We start from the raw sequence: 15,185 nt of genomic DNA on the forward strand, positions 1-15,185 counted from the left end.
GCCGAACCAGCGAAACCGCCCGGCTTCCCGGGCGGTTTTCCACAAGGAGAGCCGATGCCCCCCGTTCTTGCCGATCTGACCGATGCCCTGCTTTCCGCCGCCCGCAAGGCCGGAGCCGAGGCGGCCGATGCCCTGGCCGTCGATGGCCGCGCCGTGTCGATCGATGTCCGCGGCGGGGCGCTGGAACAGGCGGAACGTTCCGAAGGGCTGGAAATCGGCCTGCGCGTGCTGATCGGCGGGCGTCAGGCCTGTGTTTCCGCCTCGGACATTTCCGCCCGCACCATTGCCGACATGGCCGAACGCGCCGTGGCGATGGCCCGCGAGGCGCCCGCAGACCCGCATGCCGGTCTGGCCGATCCGGCGCAGCTGGCGCGGGACTGGGACGTTGCGGCGCTTGAACTGGCCGATCCGGGGGCGGAACCCTTGGCCGCGGCACTGGAAACCGACGCGCGCGAGGCGGAAGCGGCGGCGATGGCGGTGCAAGGGGTCTCGCAGGTGCAATCGGCCTCGGCCTCGTGGTCGAAGCGGCTCTTGCACATGGCGGGAACGAACGGCTTTTCCGGCGGTTACGCCCGGACCTCGCGCTCGATCTCGGCGGTGGCGATTGCGGGCGAAGGCGCGGCGATGGAACGCGACTGGGCCTCGGAGGCGCGGATCTTCGGCGCCGATCTGCCCTCGGCCGCGTCGATCGGGCTGCAGGCGGGCGAACGTGCCGTGGCCCGTCTTGGCGCGGTGCAGCCGAAAACCGGGGCCTTTCCGGTGCTGCTCGATGAACGCGTCGCCGCCAGCCTGATCGGCCATCTGCTCTCGGCGATCAACGGCACCGCCATTGCCCGCGGCGCCTCCTGGCTGCGCGACGGTCTGAACACGGACGTGCTGCCCAAGGGCCTGAGCCTGATCGAGGATCCGTTCCGCCGGCGCATCTCCGGCTCGCGTCCCTTCGATGCCGAGGGCCTGCCCCCCGCCCGCCGCGCCATCGTCGAGGATGGCGTGCTGACCGGCTGGGTGCTGGATCTGGCGACGGCGCGCAAGCTGGGGCTGCAAAGCACCGGCAATGCGTCACGTGGAACATCGACGCCGCCCAGCCCCGCCGCAGGGAATGTGGCGCTGACGCAGGGGACGAAATCGCGCGAGGAGCTGATCCGCGACATGGGCACCGGGCTTCTGGTGACCTCGTTCATCGGCGCGACGATCAACCCGACGACGGGCGATTATTCGCGCGGGGCTGCGGGCTATTGGGTTGAAAACGGCCAGATTTCGCATGTGGTGAACGAATGCACCGTGGCCGGAAACCTGCGCGAGATGCTGCGCCGGATCCTCCCCGCCAATGATGCGCGCGGCCATCTGAGCCATGTCGTGCCGTCGCTTTTGATCGAGGGGCTGACGATTGCCGGGTCCTGATGCCGCCACCGATCTTGACCTGCTGATCCGCGCCGCCGAGGCCGCGGGCGAATTGGCGCTGCAATATTGGAAACATGCGCCGAAGCAATGGGACAAGGCGGGCGATGCCGGTCCGGTCTCCGAGGCCGATCTGGCGGTGAACGACCTGCTGGCGCATCTTTTGCGCAAGGCACGGCCCGAATATGGCTGGCTCTCCGAGGAAAGCCAGGACGATGCGGCCCGTCTGTCCTGTCGGCGCCTGTTCGTCGTCGATCCGATCGACGGCACCCGGGCCTTCCTGTCGAACGAACCGGGCTTCGCCCATGCGATCGCGGTCGTCGAAGATGGCGAGGTTCTGGCGGGCGTCGTGCATCTGCCGGTGTTCGAGGAAACCTATGCCGCCGTGCGCGGTGGCCCCGCGCTGCTGAACGGGCAACCGATCCGCAACACCGACCCGGGGGCGATCGAGGGCTCCAGCCTGCTGGCCTCGAAAGTTTGCGACATCGCCACGCATTGGCGCCACGAAAGGCCCGGTTACCGGCGGTTTTTCCGCCCCTCGCTGGCCTGGCGGCTGTGTCTGGTCGCTGAAAGCCGCTTTGACGCCAGCCTGACGGTGCGGCCGACCTGGGAATGGGATGTGGCGGCCGCCAGCCTGATCGCCACCTGTGCGGGGGCGCTGGTGACCGACCGTTCCGGGGCGCCGCTGCGCTTCAACACGCCCTCGGCACAGATCGAGGGGCTGCTGGTCGGTGCCCCCGGATTGCACGCGCAATACCTTGCGCAGTTGCGGCCGCAATCCGAAGAATCCGGGCTCTGATTACCGGATATAAACCTTCTCTCCCTAGGTTCAGCCTTGGCAAGAACTGCTGAACAAGGGGGAACCCCATGCCAAGGCTTTGGCGAATCGTCTTTTTTCTCATGCTTGGCATGTCTTTTCCGCTGCGCCCCGCGCAGGCTTCGGAAACCGCGCAGGGCATCTCGGCCACCTGTGAACGGGTGGCGGAATATGCGGCGCAGCAAAGCGGCGTTCCCGTTTCCGTCCTGAAGGCGATTTCGCTGACCGAAACCGGCAAGAAGATCGACGGCAAGCTGCGTCCCTGGCCCTGGACCGTGAACATGGAAGGCGCGGGGCATTGGTTCGACACGCTCGACGAAGCCCGCGCCTATGTGTTCCAGGAATTCAAGCGCGGCGCCCGCAGCTTTGACATCGGCTGCTTCCAGATCAATTACAAATGGCACAACGAACATTTCTCCTCGATCGACGAGATGTTCGATCCGAAGGCGAATGCGCTTTACGCCGCCCGCTTCCTTTCGGATCTTTATGCCGAAACCGGCTCGTGGAACGCGGCGGCGGGGGCCTATCATTCCCGCACCAAGGAACATGCCGACCGCTATTCCGCCCGCTTTGCCGAGCTGCGCGAGCGTTTCATGGGAGCGGATGGCGAAGCTGACGTGCTGGCGATGAATGCCGCGCCCGACCAGATGCCCTATGGCGACATCCCCGAGATCCCCGATATCGTCGCCGCGATGAACGCGCCGATGACGCCGCCGAAACCGCCGCGGGTCAATTCCTATCCGCTGTTGCGGCGCACCGGAACCGTCTCGCCGCCGCTGGGGGGCGCCCCCGGCGCCAGCCTCTTCGCCATCTCTCTCGACAAGTCCCAGGTGAACTGATGCCGAAGCTGACCCTTGCGGCGATCTTCCAGCCGACCATCCTGCTGGCCATCGCCCTGATGACCGTGATCGTGATGATGATCCTGCCGGTTCCGGCCTGGGTTCTTGACACCGGCCTCGCGGTGTCCTTCGCGCTGGCCATCCTGATCTTCACCGTCACCCTGTTCATCGAGCGGCCGCTGGATTTCTCGGCCTTTCCGACGATCCTGCTCGCCTCGCTGATGCTGCGACTGTCGCTGAACGTCTCCTCGACCAAGCTGATCATCGGCAACGGCCATACCGGCACCGCCGCCGCCGGTCACGTGATTGAGGGATTCGCCAATTTCATCATGGGCGGCTCGGTGATGATCGGGCTGGTCGTCTTCGGCGTGATCATGATCGTGAACTTCATCGTGATCACCAAGGGCGCGGGCCGGATGGCCGAAGTCGGCGCCCGTTTCGCCCTTGATGCGATGCCCGGCAAGCAGTTGGCCATCGACAGCGACATGAACGCCGGCGCCATCGACCATGCCGAGGCCCGGGCACGGCGCGAAAAGGAACAGGCGGAAACGACCTTCTTCGGCTCGCTTGACGGTGCGTCGAAATTCGTCAAGGGCGATGCCATCGCCGGTCTCCTGATCACGCTTCTGAACCTTGTCGTCGGCCTTGCCATCGGCACGATCGTGCATGACATGCCGCTGGGTCGCGCGCTGGAAACCTATGCGATCCTTACCGTCGGCGACGGTCTGACCAGCCAGATCCCGGCCGTGATCATCTCGATCGGCTCGGCCATCCTGCTGTCGCGCGGCGGCACCAAGGGCTCCGCCGATTCCGCCGTGTTCGAGCAGCTGGCGCGCTACCCTTCGGCGCTGGCCACGGTGGCGGCGCTGATGGCGGGCTTCGCCATTTTCCCCGGCCTGCCCTTTGTCCCCTTCATGACGGGCGCGCTCATTCTGGGCGGAACCGCCTTCTTCGTGAGCCGGAAAGCGCAGAAAAAAGCCGAGCTGGAGGCGATGAAGATCCCCGAAAGCGCCGAGCCGAAGAAACGCAAATCGATCGGCGACGTGTTGGATGTCGATGATATCCACGTCGAATTCGCCCCGGATCTGGTGGCGATGGCGCTTGATCCGGCGACCGGCCTTGATGCGCGGATCACCAACATGCGCAACCATGTGGCGGCAAGCTATGGTCTGATCCTGCCGGAAATCCGCCTGACCGACGATGCGACGCTGGAGTCCGGTTGCTATCGCATCCGCATTCAGGGGGTCGAGCAAGCCAAGGACCGGCTTTTCCCCGACCGGGTTCTGGCGCTGATCACCGACAACCGCGATTTCCTGCCCGATGGCGAAGACGTGCGCGAGCCGGTCTATGGCGCCCCCGCGCGCTGGCTTCCGCCCGGAAAACAGGAAGATGCCGCGCTGGCCGGGTCCACGGTGGTCGGCCCGACCGAAGTTCTGGCGACGCATCTTCTGGAGGTGATCCGGCGCAACTTCGGCCGTCTGATGACGCTGCGGGCGCTGCGCCGCCTGCTCGAGGACGTGTGCAACCTTTCCGATCCCGCCCGCGCCGAGTCTAACCGCCGCCTGCTTGACGAGCTGATCCCCGACAAGGTTCCGGTCGATCTGCTGCTGGCGGTGCTGCGTCTGCTGCTGGAAGAACGGGTGTCGATCCGCAACCTGCTGGTGATCGTCGAATCGATTGCGGAAGTGCGCGGCATGCAGTCGCCCGAGGCGATCTGCGAACATGTCCGCCAGCGGCTCGGGTTCCAGCTGGTCGCGGAATATCGTCGCGAGGATGGGACTTTGCCGCTGCTGCAACTGGCGCCCGAATGGGAAGACACGTTCTCGACCTTCCAGGTGGCGGGCGATCGCGGTCAGACCGATGTCGCGCTGCCGCCCGACAAGTTCAACCGGCTGGCAAACAATGTCGCCGAACGGATCGCGAAAGCGGGCGAAGCGGGGATCTTCCCGGCCATCGTCACCTCGACCCGGCGGCGGCGGTTCCTCAAGACGGTGCTGGGCGCCAAGGGCATCCTGGCCCCCGTGCTCAGCTTCGAGGAAATTGGCCTCGATGCGCGGCCCTCGATGGTCGGTGTGGTGCAGGCATGATCGAGGATCTTGCAACCCTGATGCAATCGACCCGGGATCTGCTCTGGGTCGGTTTCATCGTCTTCCTCCGCGTCGGCGGCACGATGGCGGTGATGCCTGCCTTTGGCGAAATGATGGTGCCGACCCGGGTCAAGCTGGGGCTGACCTTCGCCTTTACCCTGATCGTGATGCCGGGGGCCCTCCCCTTCGTCAACGCGCCCGACACCAGCCTGCCGGTGGCGGTCTGGATGTTCGCGGAAATCGTGATCGGGCTGTTCATCGGCCTGATGCTGCGGCTTTTCGTTCTGTGCCTGCAGATCGCGGGCACGATCGCGGCACAATCGACCTCGCTCTCGCAGCTCTTTGGCGGCACGACGGGGGAACCTCAGCCCGCGGTCGGCGAATTGCTGGTTCTGGCCGGTCTGGCGATTGCGGTGCATCTGGGTCTGCATGTGAAAGTGACCGAGATCTTCCTCGGCTCTTATCAGGCGCTGCCGCCCGGGGCCTTTCCCGATGCCGATCTGTTCCGGCAATGGGGGCTTGGCGGCATTTCCCGCGCCTTCGCGCTTGGCTTTTCGATTGCCGCGCCTTTCGTGATCGCCGGTCTGATCTACAACGTCGCGCTTGGCGCGATCAACCGGGCGATGCCGCAACTGATGGTGTCGATGATCGGCGCCCCGGCGCAGACGCTTGGCGGTCTGGCGCTGCTGATGATCGCGCTGCCGACCGGTCTCCTGGTCTGGAATGATGCTTTCGACGCCTTTCTGGCCAACCCGTTCGAGGTGCTGCGATGAGCGAGGAAGACGACAGCTCCAAGGAATTCGACCCTACTCCGCAGAAAATCGAGCAGGCGCGCAAACAGGGCGATCTGGTCAAATCCACGGAAGTGACCGGCGCCGCGGTCTATGCCGCCATCGTGATCACCGCCCTCGCCTTCGGCAAAAGCTCGCTTGAAAGCTTCGGAACCTGGGCCAGCGTGCTGATCGATCAGGCCGATTCGATTTCGGTGCAACTTCTGGGCGGTGGCACGGTGGTCGCGGGCAACATTCTGGGGCGCATGGCCTTGACGGTTGCGCCCTGGTTGCTGTTGCCCGGCGTTCTGGTTCTGGCGGCCCTTGCGGCGCAACGCGCCATCGTCTTTGCGCCGGAAAAGCTGATGCCGAAGGTCAACCGCATCGATCCGATCGCCAATTTCAAACAGAAATTCGGCAGCACCGGCCTTTTTGAATTCGCGAAAAGCTTCGTGAAGCTGGTGGTGATCTCGATCATCCTTGGAAATTTCATGCTGCGGGAACTGCCGGCAATTCTGCTCAGCCAGAAATTCGAAGCGACGGTGGTTGCGGTCAGCTTTCCGCAGATGATCGTCGAATTTCTGCTGCTGATGCTGCTTTTGGCCGGGGTGATCGCGGCGATCGACTATCTGTGGCAAAGGTTCGACTTCCTGCGGCGCAACAAGATGACGCGCAAGGAACTCACCGACGAGATGAAACAGTCGGAAGGAGACCCCCATATCAAGGCGCAGCGGCGCCAGAAAGCAATCGAGATCGCGACCAAGCAGATGATCGCCGATGTCGCCAAGGCCGATGTGGTGATCGTGAACCCGACCCACTATGCGGTTGCGCTGAAATGGGAACGCGGGGCGAAACGCGCCCCCCTCTGTGTGGCCAAGGGTGTGGATGAAGTCGCGGCGCGGATTCGGGAAGTCGCGGCCGAGGCCGGGGTGCCGATCCATTCCGATCCGCCGACGGCCCGGGCGCTTTATGCGGCGGTCGACATCGGTCAGGAAATTCATCCGGACCATTATCGCCCCGTCGCCGCGGCGATCCGCTTCGCCGAGAAGATGCGCCGTCGGTCGCGCGAACGCGGGGCCCGGAAATGAGGCGCAAGGATCTGGACTCTCTGAACAATATCGCCTCGATGATCCGGGACCGCGCCATGACCGATCTGGCGCGGTTGACCCGGCAAAGGCTGGACCTAGAGACGGAGCGGACGCAGATCGCGCAAGACATGCAGGCCGCCTGGCGCGAGGGCTGCGACAATCTGATGTTGGCGAAAGCCGCCGAGAATTACGAAAAATGGGCGCAGAGGCGCCTTGGCCAGATCGCGGAGAGCCTTGCGCAGCTGCAACCGCTGATCGAGGCGCAACGGCAGCGCACCGCTGCGGCCACCGGCCGACATCGCAACCTGGGGGAAATCGCAAAAAAGATGGTTGCGGAACAACAGGTTGCGAAAGAAAAGCGGCTTTGACCCGGCGCTCTCGGGCCAGGTCAAAGCTTCGGAAGACCGCGGTCAGCCGATCTGGCTGAGCGCCTGACAAAGGTGGTCAAGGTCATCAAGCGTCCGATAGCGGATCGTCAGGCGGCCGCCCTCGACGCCATCGTGATCGATGCTGACGCTCATCCCGATCGTTGCCGAAAGATCCGCTTCCAGCGCACGGGTGTCGGCGTCTTTCTCTCGCGGCGCTCTGGAAGAGGATTTCGACGGCACGCCCGGGCCTGCCGATGTCTCATCCTTCGCAAGCCTTTCGACGTCGCGCACCGAAAGACCCCTGGCGATGGTTTCCTTGGCCAGGCGCACCGGATCGGTGGCCGTCACCAGCGCACGCGCATGTCCGGCGGTCAGTTTGCCCTCGCGCAGGAAATCCTGCACTTCTTCGGGAAGATTGAGCAATCGCAACAAGTTGGCAATATGGCTGCGGCTTTTGGAAAGCGCCTCGGCAAGCTTTTCCTGGGTATGGCCGAAACGATCCATCAGCTGGCGATAGCCCATCGCCTCTTCCAGCGGGTTCAGGTCTGCGCGCTGGATATTCTCGATGATCGCGACTTCCAGCACTTCGGTATCGGTGAAATCGCGCACGATGACCGGCAATTCATGCAGTTTTGCCAGCTGCGCCGCACGCCAACGCCGTTCCCCGGCAACGATTTCGAAGCTGTCCTCGCCCTTGGGATGCTTGCGCACGATCAGCGGCTGAATGATGCCCTTTTCGGCAATCGACGCGCGCAATTCCTCCAGCGCCTCGGGCGCAAAACTGCGCCGGGGTTGATCCGGATTCGGAACGATCTTTTCGATCGGAACAAGCATATCCTTGCGCCGCGGCGCAACCTCGGCTTCAGCGGCGGGGATCTGAACATCCGCCATCAGCGCCGACAGGCCCCGGCCCAGGCCCCGACGTTCGGGTTTTCTCTCGTTCATGCCCTGGCCTTTCGTTCTTGTGTCGCATGGAGGTCAAGCAGCTCTGCCGCCAGGGACCGATAGGCTTCCGCGCCTTTCGACCCCGCATCATAGCTCAAGACCGGCAAAGCATAGGATGGCGCCTCGGAAATCCGGACGTTGCGCGGAATCATCGTCCGGAACACCAGCTCGCCCAGCGTCCCCCGCGCATCGGCTTCGACCTGCTGCGACAGGTTGTTGCGCACATCATACATGGTCAGCACCACACCCTCGATCCGCAGGTCGCGATTCGCGGTCTGGCGCACCTCCCGGATCGTCAGCATCAGCTGCGACAACCCCTCAAGCGCGAAGAACTCTGCCTGCAGCGGCACCAAAACCGATTGCGCCGCAACCATCGCGTTGACGGTGAGCAGATTGAGCGACGGCGGGCAGTCGATCAGAACATAGTCCAGCCGAAGCAGGTCGATATCGGTCTGACGCAGCGCATCATGCAGCAGAAAGGTGCGCTTTTCAGACGACACAAGCTCCATATCCGCGGAAGACAGGTCGGTCGTCGCAGGAGAGATCAACAGCCCGTCAAAGGCGGTTTTCTGGACGACCTCCGACAGCGGCGCCTCTCCGAACAGCAGGTCATAGGTGCTGAACTTGCGATCAGCCGCCTCGATTCCAAGACCTGTCGAGGCGTTCCCTTGCGGATCAAGATCAACCAGCAGCACGCGGCAACCGCGCTCGGCCATCGCGGCGGCCAGGTTGATCGCGGTCGTCGTCTTGCCAACGCCGCCCTTCTGGTTCGCGATGGCAATGATTCTTGGCTGAGTCGGGCGAATGGGATCAGGCACGGTGCAACCCCTTTATGTTCAGAACGACGGAGTCCGGATCCGTGGCACTGGGTTTCGGTTCGAACGCAAAGGACCATTTCTGCTGCGCCTGCGCAACCTCTTCCCGCCAGCGATTTCCTTTCGGAAAAAGAGCGATGCCCGCCGGTGACAGGTGACGCTCGGCATAGGCGAGCAGGGTTTCAAGCGGCGCCAAAGCCCGTGCCGACAGCACATCCGCCTTGAGCGGTTCGAGCGATTCGATCCGTTTGTCAGCCACCACGGCGGACAGCCCCAAATCCCGGACCGCATTGAGAAGGAACGCCGCCTTGCGCTTGTCACTTTCGACCAGGGTCAGCCGCATGTCGGGAAATTGCTCTTTCGCCAGAACACCGACGACAAGGCCGGGAAATCCGCCGCCGCTTCCCAGATCGGCCCAATGCTGCGGCGCGTGGTCCACAGATCGCAGAATCTGAGCCGAATCCAGAAAATGACGCGTCCAGACTTCCACAAGCGTCCGCGGAGAGACCAGATTGATGGCCGGATTCCACTTTTTCAGCAACGCTTTCCAGCCGCTCGAGGCGTTGAATTGTTTCACGTGAAACATCGACCAGTTTTGCGAAAGCTTCCGACTCGGTCATGTCCGCCCGGCCCTTTTGGTCTGGCGAAGCCGTGCAAGAATCAAGGACAGCGCCGCCGGTGTCGCGCCATCGACCTGGCTCGCCTGATGCAACGTGCGAGGGGCCGCCGCGCTGAACTTCATCTTCAGCTCATTCGACAGGCCGGACAATGCGCCATAGTCGAAGTCGGCCGGAATCTCCCAATTCTCGTCGCGACGCATGGCGTCAACATCTCTTTGCTGCCGCAAGATGTAGTTTGCGTAGAGCGCCTCGATCGAAAGCTGCGTCGCGATGTCGGGTGCAATCGCGTTCAGATCGGGAAACGACTCCCGAAGCTGCCCGAACGTGACGTCCGGAAAGGCGAGCAATTGAAACGCCGACCGCTTCACCCCATCCTGATTCAGCGCAAGACCAAGTGAGATCGCCTGCCCCGGGGTCAGCACGATCCCGTCCAGGATGCCCTTTCCGGCGGCCATCTTCTCCATCTTTTCGTCAAACCTGCGCTGACGCTCCTCTCCCACGCAACCAATCTCGACTCCGCGCGGGGTAAGGCGCTGATCCGCATTGTCCGCACGCAGGAAAAGCCGAAATTCAGCACGCGATGTGAACATGCGATAGGGCTCGCTGACCCCCCTGCTCACCAAATCATCAATCATGACGCCGATATAGGAATCGGTCCTGCTGAACGTCACAGGATCCCGACGCAGGGCCTTGCTGGCTGCGTTCAATCCCGCGACCATCCCCTGTGCTGCTGCCTCTTCGTAACCCGTGGTGCCGTTGATCTGACCGGCCAGAAACAGACCTTCCTGGTCACGCAATTCAAGCGTCAGCTTCAGCGCCCTGGGATCCACGTAATCATATTCGATCGCGTATCCCGGCTGCAAAATGCGTGCCCGTTCCAGTCCGCGGATCGACTGCACATATCTCTCCTGCACATCCGCGGGCAAGGAGGTCGAAATCCCGTTCGGATAAACGGTATCATCGTCCAGCCCCTCCGGCTCAAGAAAGACCTGATGCGAGGTCTTGTCGGCGAACCGCACAACCTTGTCTTCGATCGAGGGACAGTACCGCGGCCCGACGCCCTCGATATGACCGCCATACATGGCGGATCGTTGCAGGTTTTCCCGAATCACCTCATGCGTCGATTCGTTCGTATGGGTGATGCCACAGGCGATCTGACGGACAAAGGGGCCGGTGCTCAGGAAGCTCAGCATCACCGGATCTTCGTCGCCGGGCTGCTTTTCCAGACTATCCCAGTCGATGCTCCGCCCATCCAGGCGCGGCGGCGTTCCGGTCTTCAGGCGACCGACAGCGGGCGCAATCTCGCGCAACCTTTGCGACAACGGCACCGAGGGCCGATCCCCGACCCGGCCACCCGGCGATTGCTGATCGCCGATATGGATCACACCGTTCAGGAAAGTCCCCGTTGTCAGCACGACAGAGGGCGCAAAGATTTCGGATCCGTCCATCAGCCGCACACCAGATATGGTGGTCCCGGCCAGAAGCAGATCGGTCACTTCGCCTTCGACCACGTCCAGAAGCGGTTGCGTTGCGCAAAGCTCGGCAATCGCCAGGCGATAGAGCTTGCGATCCGCCTGCGTCCGCGGCCCCTGCACCGCCGGGCCCTTGCGGCGGTTCAAAAGCCGAAACTGGATGCCGGCGCGATCGGCAGCCTTGCCCATCACGCCATCCATCGCATCGACTTCCCGGACCAGATGCCCCTTGCCCAACCCGCCAATCGCCGGATTGCACGACATCACGCCAATCGCCTCGCGCCGCATCGTCACAAGGACCGTTCGGGCCCCAAGCCGGGCAGAGGCATGGGCAGCCTCGGTCCCGGCGTGGCCACCTCCGACAACAATGACGTCAAAATGTTTCACGTGAAACACTCCTCACTTGCCGATGCAGAAACTGGAAAAGATCTCGTCAAGCAGGTTCTCGACATCGACCCGTCCCAGCAGCGATTCCAACGCCCGAACACCTGTCCTGCAATGCTCTGCTGCAAGATCCAGACGTTCAAGACCATGACCCAGCTCTTCCAGGGCCGATTCCAAAGCGCCAGAGGCGCGCCCCAGACAATCGCGATGGCGTTCCCGCGTCATCACCCCGGCCCCCGCCGCCCGTGCGGACAGCCGCTCGGTGATCGCCGCAACCAGCGCATCCACGCCCTCGCCAGTCTTTCCCGAGACGCGCAGATCCCCCGACCCGCCAAGATCGGCCTTGCCTTGCACGACCAGATCATCCCCGATCGGTTGCAACAGCGGAATATCGCCGTCATCAAGCAGAAATACCCGCAAATCGGCCCGTTTCGCCCGCTCGATCGCTCGTGCAACCCCGATCGCTTCGACCTGATCCTCGGTATCGCGCAACCCTGCCGTATCCAGCAAGGTCACCGCAAGCCCCGAAAGATCCATCCGAACCTCGATCACATCGCGCGTGGTCCCGGCCACTTCCGAGGTGATCGCCGCTTCTCGCCCGGCAAGCGCGTTCAGAAGCGTCGATTTCCCGGCATTCGGCCGCCCGACGATCGCAACTTCAAAGCCTTCCCGCACCCGTTCGGTCACCGAAATCCGGCCGATTTCCGCCGAAAACTGCGCCGCAACCTCGGACAGCAGCGCAAAAGCCTCCGGCGTCACATCAACCGGCAGGTCTTCATCGGCGAAATCGATGCAGGCCTCCATCAGCGCCGCCGCCCGGATCAGCTTGCTGCGCCAGGTCTCGACCATCCGCCCGACCGAGCCCGACAGCACCGCCAAAGCCTGTTTCCGCTGTGCCTCGGTCTCGGCCTCGATCAGATCCGCCAGCCCTTCGACCTGCGACAGATCCAGCCGACCGCTCTCCATCGCCCGCCGGGTGAATTCCCCGGGCTCGGCCAACCGCAAAAACCCCAGTGACCCAAGCGCTTTCAGAACCGCCGCAACCGTGGCAAGGGCGCCATGCAGATGCAGTTCCGCCGATTCCTCGCCGGTGAAGCTGCGCCCCGCCTCGAAACACAGCACCAAAGCTTCGTCCAGCGCATCCGCGCCGATCCGCAACAGCCGAACGGCGGCCTGCCGCGGCGCGGGCAGACGGCCGCACAGGGCCGCCACCGCCTCCCAGGCGCGCGGCCCGGACAGGCGAATGACAGCAACGCCGGCCTTGCCGCGGCCGGATGCCTGCGCATAGATCGTGTCCATCGAAATCCCTCTCGGGGCAACGATACCTCAGCCGTTCATCGAATCGAAGAACTCGCCGTTGGTTTTCGTCTGCTTCAGCTTCGAAATCAGGAATTCGATCGCATCCGTGGTCCCCATCGGGTTCAGGATGCGGCGCAGCAGATAGGTTTTCTGCAGGTCTTTCTGATCGACCAGCAGATCTTCCTTCCGCGTACCCGATTTGAGAATGTCCATCGCCGGGAAGACGCGCTTGTCGGCGACCTTCCGATCCAGCACGATCTCGCTGTTGCCGGTGCCCTTGAATTCCTCGAAGATCACCTCGTCCATCCGCGAGCCGGTGTCGATCAGCGCCGTCGCAATGATCGTCAGCGAGCCGCCCTCTTCGATGTTCCGCGCCGCGCCAAAGAAGCGCTTCGGCCGCTGCAGCGCATTCGCATCCACACCGCCGGTCAGAACCTTGCCGGAGCTGGGCACGACGGTGTTGAAAGCCCGCCCAAGTCTTGTGATCGAATCAAGCAAGATCACAACATCTCGCTTATGTTCCACCAGACGCTTGGCCTTTTCGATCACCATCTCGGCCACCGCCACGTGCCGCGTCGCCGGTTCGTCGAAGGTCGAGGAGATCACCTCGCCCTTCACCGAGCGCTGCATGTCGGTGACTTCCTCGGGACGTTCGTCGATCAGCAGCACGATCAGGTAGCATTCGGGGTGGTTCACCTCGATCGAATGCGCGATGTTCTGCAGCAGCACGGTTTTCCCGGTGCGCGGCGGTGCCACGATCAGCGAGCGTTGCCCCTTCCCGATCGGCGCCACCAGATCGATGATCCGCGCCGAGCGATCCTTGATCGTCGGGTCTTCGATCTCCATCTTCAGCCGCTCGTCGGGATAAAGCGGCGTCAGGTTGTCGAAGCTGACCTTGTGACGCGCCTTTTCGGGATCTTCGAAGTTGATCTTCTCAACCGCGGTCAGCGCGAAATAGCGTTCATTCTCGCCCGGCGCGCGGATGATCCCCCAGACGGTATCGCCGGTGCGCAGGCTGTATTGCCGGATCATCTCGGGCGACACGTAGATGTCATCCGGGCCGGGCAGATAGTTCGCCTCGGGCGAGCGCAGGAAGCCGAACCCGTCCTGCAGCACTTCCAGCACGCCATCGCCGCCGATCTCGACCCCTTCCTCGGCATGCTCTTTCAGGATCGAGAACATCATCTCGCCCTTGCGCATCGTCGAGGCGTTTTCGATCTCCCAGTCCTCGGCCATCGCCAGAAGGTCCTTGGGGCTCTTCGCCTTGAGATCGGAAAGGTTCAAACGTTCGGTCATCTCGCATCCATCCGCGAAAGGCGCCGGGACCCCTCGGGGCGGCGCAGCATGGGTCAGGGTTCGGCAGAACCTGCGGCCGGACGGCCGGGGCTGCGGCGCTTCTACGCCCAAAGCCCGCGGCGAGTCAACGAAATCAGAACTTCACGATCACCGCGATCACGATCAGGAACATCAGCAGCGTCGGCACTTCGTTCATCATCCGCCATTGCCGACCGGCCAGATCATTCGTGCCATCGACGAATTTGTGCCGGGCCCGTGCCAGGAACATGTGAAACACCGTCATCGCGATCACGCAGGCGCCCTTGATCCAGGGCCATTGCATGCTCCAGTCGATGATGCCGGGCGTGAACACCAGGCAAAGCCCGAAAAACCAGGTCGAGATCGCCGCCGGGTTCATGATCGCCTTGAGCAGCATCCGTTCCTGATGCTGAAACAGCAGGTCCATCTCGCTGCCACGGACGACGCCCTGCTTTTTCAGGCCTTCGACGTGGTAAACGTAAAGCCGCGGCAGATAGAACAGCCCCGCCATCCAGGCCAGGACCGACATCACATGCAGCGATTTCGTCCAGAAATACCAATCGGAAAGGAAATCCGTGACGAGTTCGAACATCTGTGCCTCCTGTGTCGGCTTCTTCTTAAGAATAATTCTTGAAAAGAAAAGATGTTGATTTTGTAGGGGCTGTGGACAGTGTGGATAGCCCGGTTTTCCAGACCTTTTCCCAAGCCTTGAAAGCTCTGCAAGCCAGATTGCAAAACCCTGTTGATAAGCTTTCGATCTCGTTTCAGATCAACGGCTTGCGTGGTTGATACCGAAGGGGACGGATTGGGGGCGTTCCGTTTTGTTCTTGTGGGTTGCGGCACTTCCTCACATCTGCCCTCTCGGCCTTCCCACATGCGGAGAGTCTCCTTTCGTTCCTTGACAAACGCGCCCCTTCCCGGGGAGGAAATCTTGCGCCCCCCTTTCTCCCCAGGCGTCGCCCTCCGGTT

Annotated in this window: 15 protein-coding genes; 8 read left to right on the top strand and 7 right to left on the bottom strand. The window is 62.9% G+C overall.

What is annotated here, in order from left to right:
• Window positions 1–54: 54 nt before the first annotated feature.
• The 7 genes from RCAP_RS00265 to RCAP_RS00295 all read left to right on the top strand — a co-directional run bounded on the left by RCAP_RS00265 (window position 55) and on the right by RCAP_RS00295 (window position 7,367).
• Window positions 55–1,401: a TldD/PmbA family protein gene (locus RCAP_RS00265; RefSeq protein WP_013065800.1), complete on the top strand. Its 1,347-nt coding sequence runs from the start codon at window positions 55–57 to the stop codon at window positions 1,399–1,401.
• Window positions 1,388–2,197, top strand: coding sequence for a 3'(2'),5'-bisphosphate nucleotidase CysQ (locus RCAP_RS00270; RefSeq protein ID WP_013065801.1), 810 nt, complete (start codon window positions 1,388–1,390; stop codon window positions 2,195–2,197). Before RCAP_RS00265 ends, RCAP_RS00270 begins: the two co-directional genes overlap by 14 nt.
• A 110-nt stretch (window positions 2,198–2,307) precedes the next feature.
• Window positions 2,308–3,054, top strand: a complete 747-nt coding sequence (locus RCAP_RS00275; protein WP_238530212.1) for a transglycosylase SLT domain-containing protein — start codon at window positions 2,308–2,310, stop codon at window positions 3,052–3,054.
• Window positions 3,054–5,141, top strand: a complete 2,088-nt coding sequence (gene flhA, locus RCAP_RS00280) for a flagellar biosynthesis protein FlhA (RefSeq protein WP_013065803.1) — start codon at window positions 3,054–3,056, stop codon at window positions 5,139–5,141. The genes RCAP_RS00275 and flhA overlap by 1 nt, the downstream gene beginning before the upstream one ends.
• Window positions 5,138–5,914, top strand: a complete 777-nt coding sequence (locus RCAP_RS00285) for a flagellar biosynthetic protein FliR (RefSeq protein ID WP_013065804.1) — start codon at window positions 5,138–5,140, stop codon at window positions 5,912–5,914. The genes flhA and RCAP_RS00285 overlap by 4 nt, the downstream gene beginning before the upstream one ends.
• Window positions 5,911–6,999 carry a flagellar type III secretion system protein FlhB gene (gene flhB, locus RCAP_RS00290; protein WP_013065805.1) on the top strand — a complete coding sequence of 363 codons (1,089 nt, stop codon included), beginning with the start codon at window positions 5,911–5,913 and terminating at the stop codon, window positions 6,997–6,999. The genes RCAP_RS00285 and flhB overlap by 4 nt, the downstream gene beginning before the upstream one ends.
• Complete coding sequence (locus tag RCAP_RS00295; protein WP_013065806.1) at window positions 6,996–7,367, top strand: hypothetical protein; 372 nt, start codon at window positions 6,996–6,998, stop codon at window positions 7,365–7,367. The genes flhB and RCAP_RS00295 overlap by 4 nt, the downstream gene beginning before the upstream one ends.
• Window positions 7,368–7,409: 42 nt before the next feature.
• On the opposite strand, the gene RCAP_RS00300 is transcribed toward RCAP_RS00295, so the two are convergent.
• The 7 genes from RCAP_RS00300 to RCAP_RS00330 form a co-directional block, all read right to left on the bottom strand.
• Window positions 7,410–8,312: a ParB/RepB/Spo0J family partition protein gene (locus RCAP_RS00300; protein ID WP_013065807.1), complete on the bottom strand. Its 903-nt coding sequence runs from the start codon at window positions 8,310–8,312 to the stop codon at window positions 7,410–7,412.
• Complete coding sequence (locus RCAP_RS00305) at window positions 8,309–9,130, bottom strand: ParA family protein (protein WP_013065808.1); 822 nt, start codon at window positions 9,128–9,130, stop codon at window positions 8,309–8,311. Before RCAP_RS00305 ends, RCAP_RS00300 begins: the two co-directional genes overlap by 4 nt.
• Window positions 9,123–9,713 (bottom strand): 16S rRNA (guanine(527)-N(7))-methyltransferase RsmG, encoded by a 591-nt coding sequence (gene rsmG, locus RCAP_RS00310; RefSeq protein ID WP_013065809.1) that lies wholly within the window; start codon window positions 9,711–9,713, stop codon window positions 9,123–9,125. Before rsmG ends, RCAP_RS00305 begins: the two co-directional genes overlap by 8 nt.
• Window positions 9,714–9,743: 30 nt before the next feature.
• Entirely contained in the window at window positions 9,744–11,606 is a 1,863-nt protein-coding gene (gene mnmG / locus RCAP_RS00315; RefSeq protein ID WP_013065810.1) for a tRNA uridine-5-carboxymethylaminomethyl(34) synthesis enzyme MnmG, read from the bottom strand.
• A gap of 12 nt (window positions 11,607–11,618) precedes the next feature.
• A complete protein-coding gene (gene mnmE, locus RCAP_RS00320) occupies window positions 11,619–12,902 on the bottom strand; it encodes a tRNA uridine-5-carboxymethylaminomethyl(34) synthesis GTPase MnmE (protein ID WP_013065811.1) in 1,284 nt (427 codons plus the stop codon).
• A gap of 27 nt (window positions 12,903–12,929) precedes the next feature.
• Window positions 12,930–14,198 (bottom strand): transcription termination factor Rho, encoded by a 1,269-nt coding sequence (gene rho, locus RCAP_RS00325; RefSeq protein ID WP_013065812.1) that lies wholly within the window; start codon window positions 14,196–14,198, stop codon window positions 12,930–12,932.
• A 133-nt stretch (window positions 14,199–14,331) separates the two neighbouring features.
• Window positions 14,332–14,808 carry a CopD family protein gene (locus RCAP_RS00330; protein ID WP_013065813.1) on the bottom strand — a complete coding sequence of 159 codons (477 nt, stop codon included), beginning with the start codon at window positions 14,806–14,808 and terminating at the stop codon, window positions 14,332–14,334.
• Between the two features lie 38 nt (window positions 14,809–14,846).
• On the opposite strand from RCAP_RS00330, the gene RCAP_RS19465 reads away from it, so the two are divergent.
• Complete coding sequence (locus RCAP_RS19465) at window positions 14,847–15,005, top strand: hypothetical protein (RefSeq protein ID WP_157834355.1); 159 nt, start codon at window positions 14,847–14,849, stop codon at window positions 15,003–15,005.
• The last annotated feature ends 180 nt before the right edge of the window (window positions 15,006–15,185 follow it).

The sequence above is a fragment of the Rhodobacter capsulatus SB 1003 genome (genome assembly GCF_000021865.1).
GTDB classification, from domain to species: Bacteria; Pseudomonadota; Alphaproteobacteria; order Rhodobacterales; family Rhodobacteraceae; genus Rhodobacter; species Rhodobacter capsulatus_B.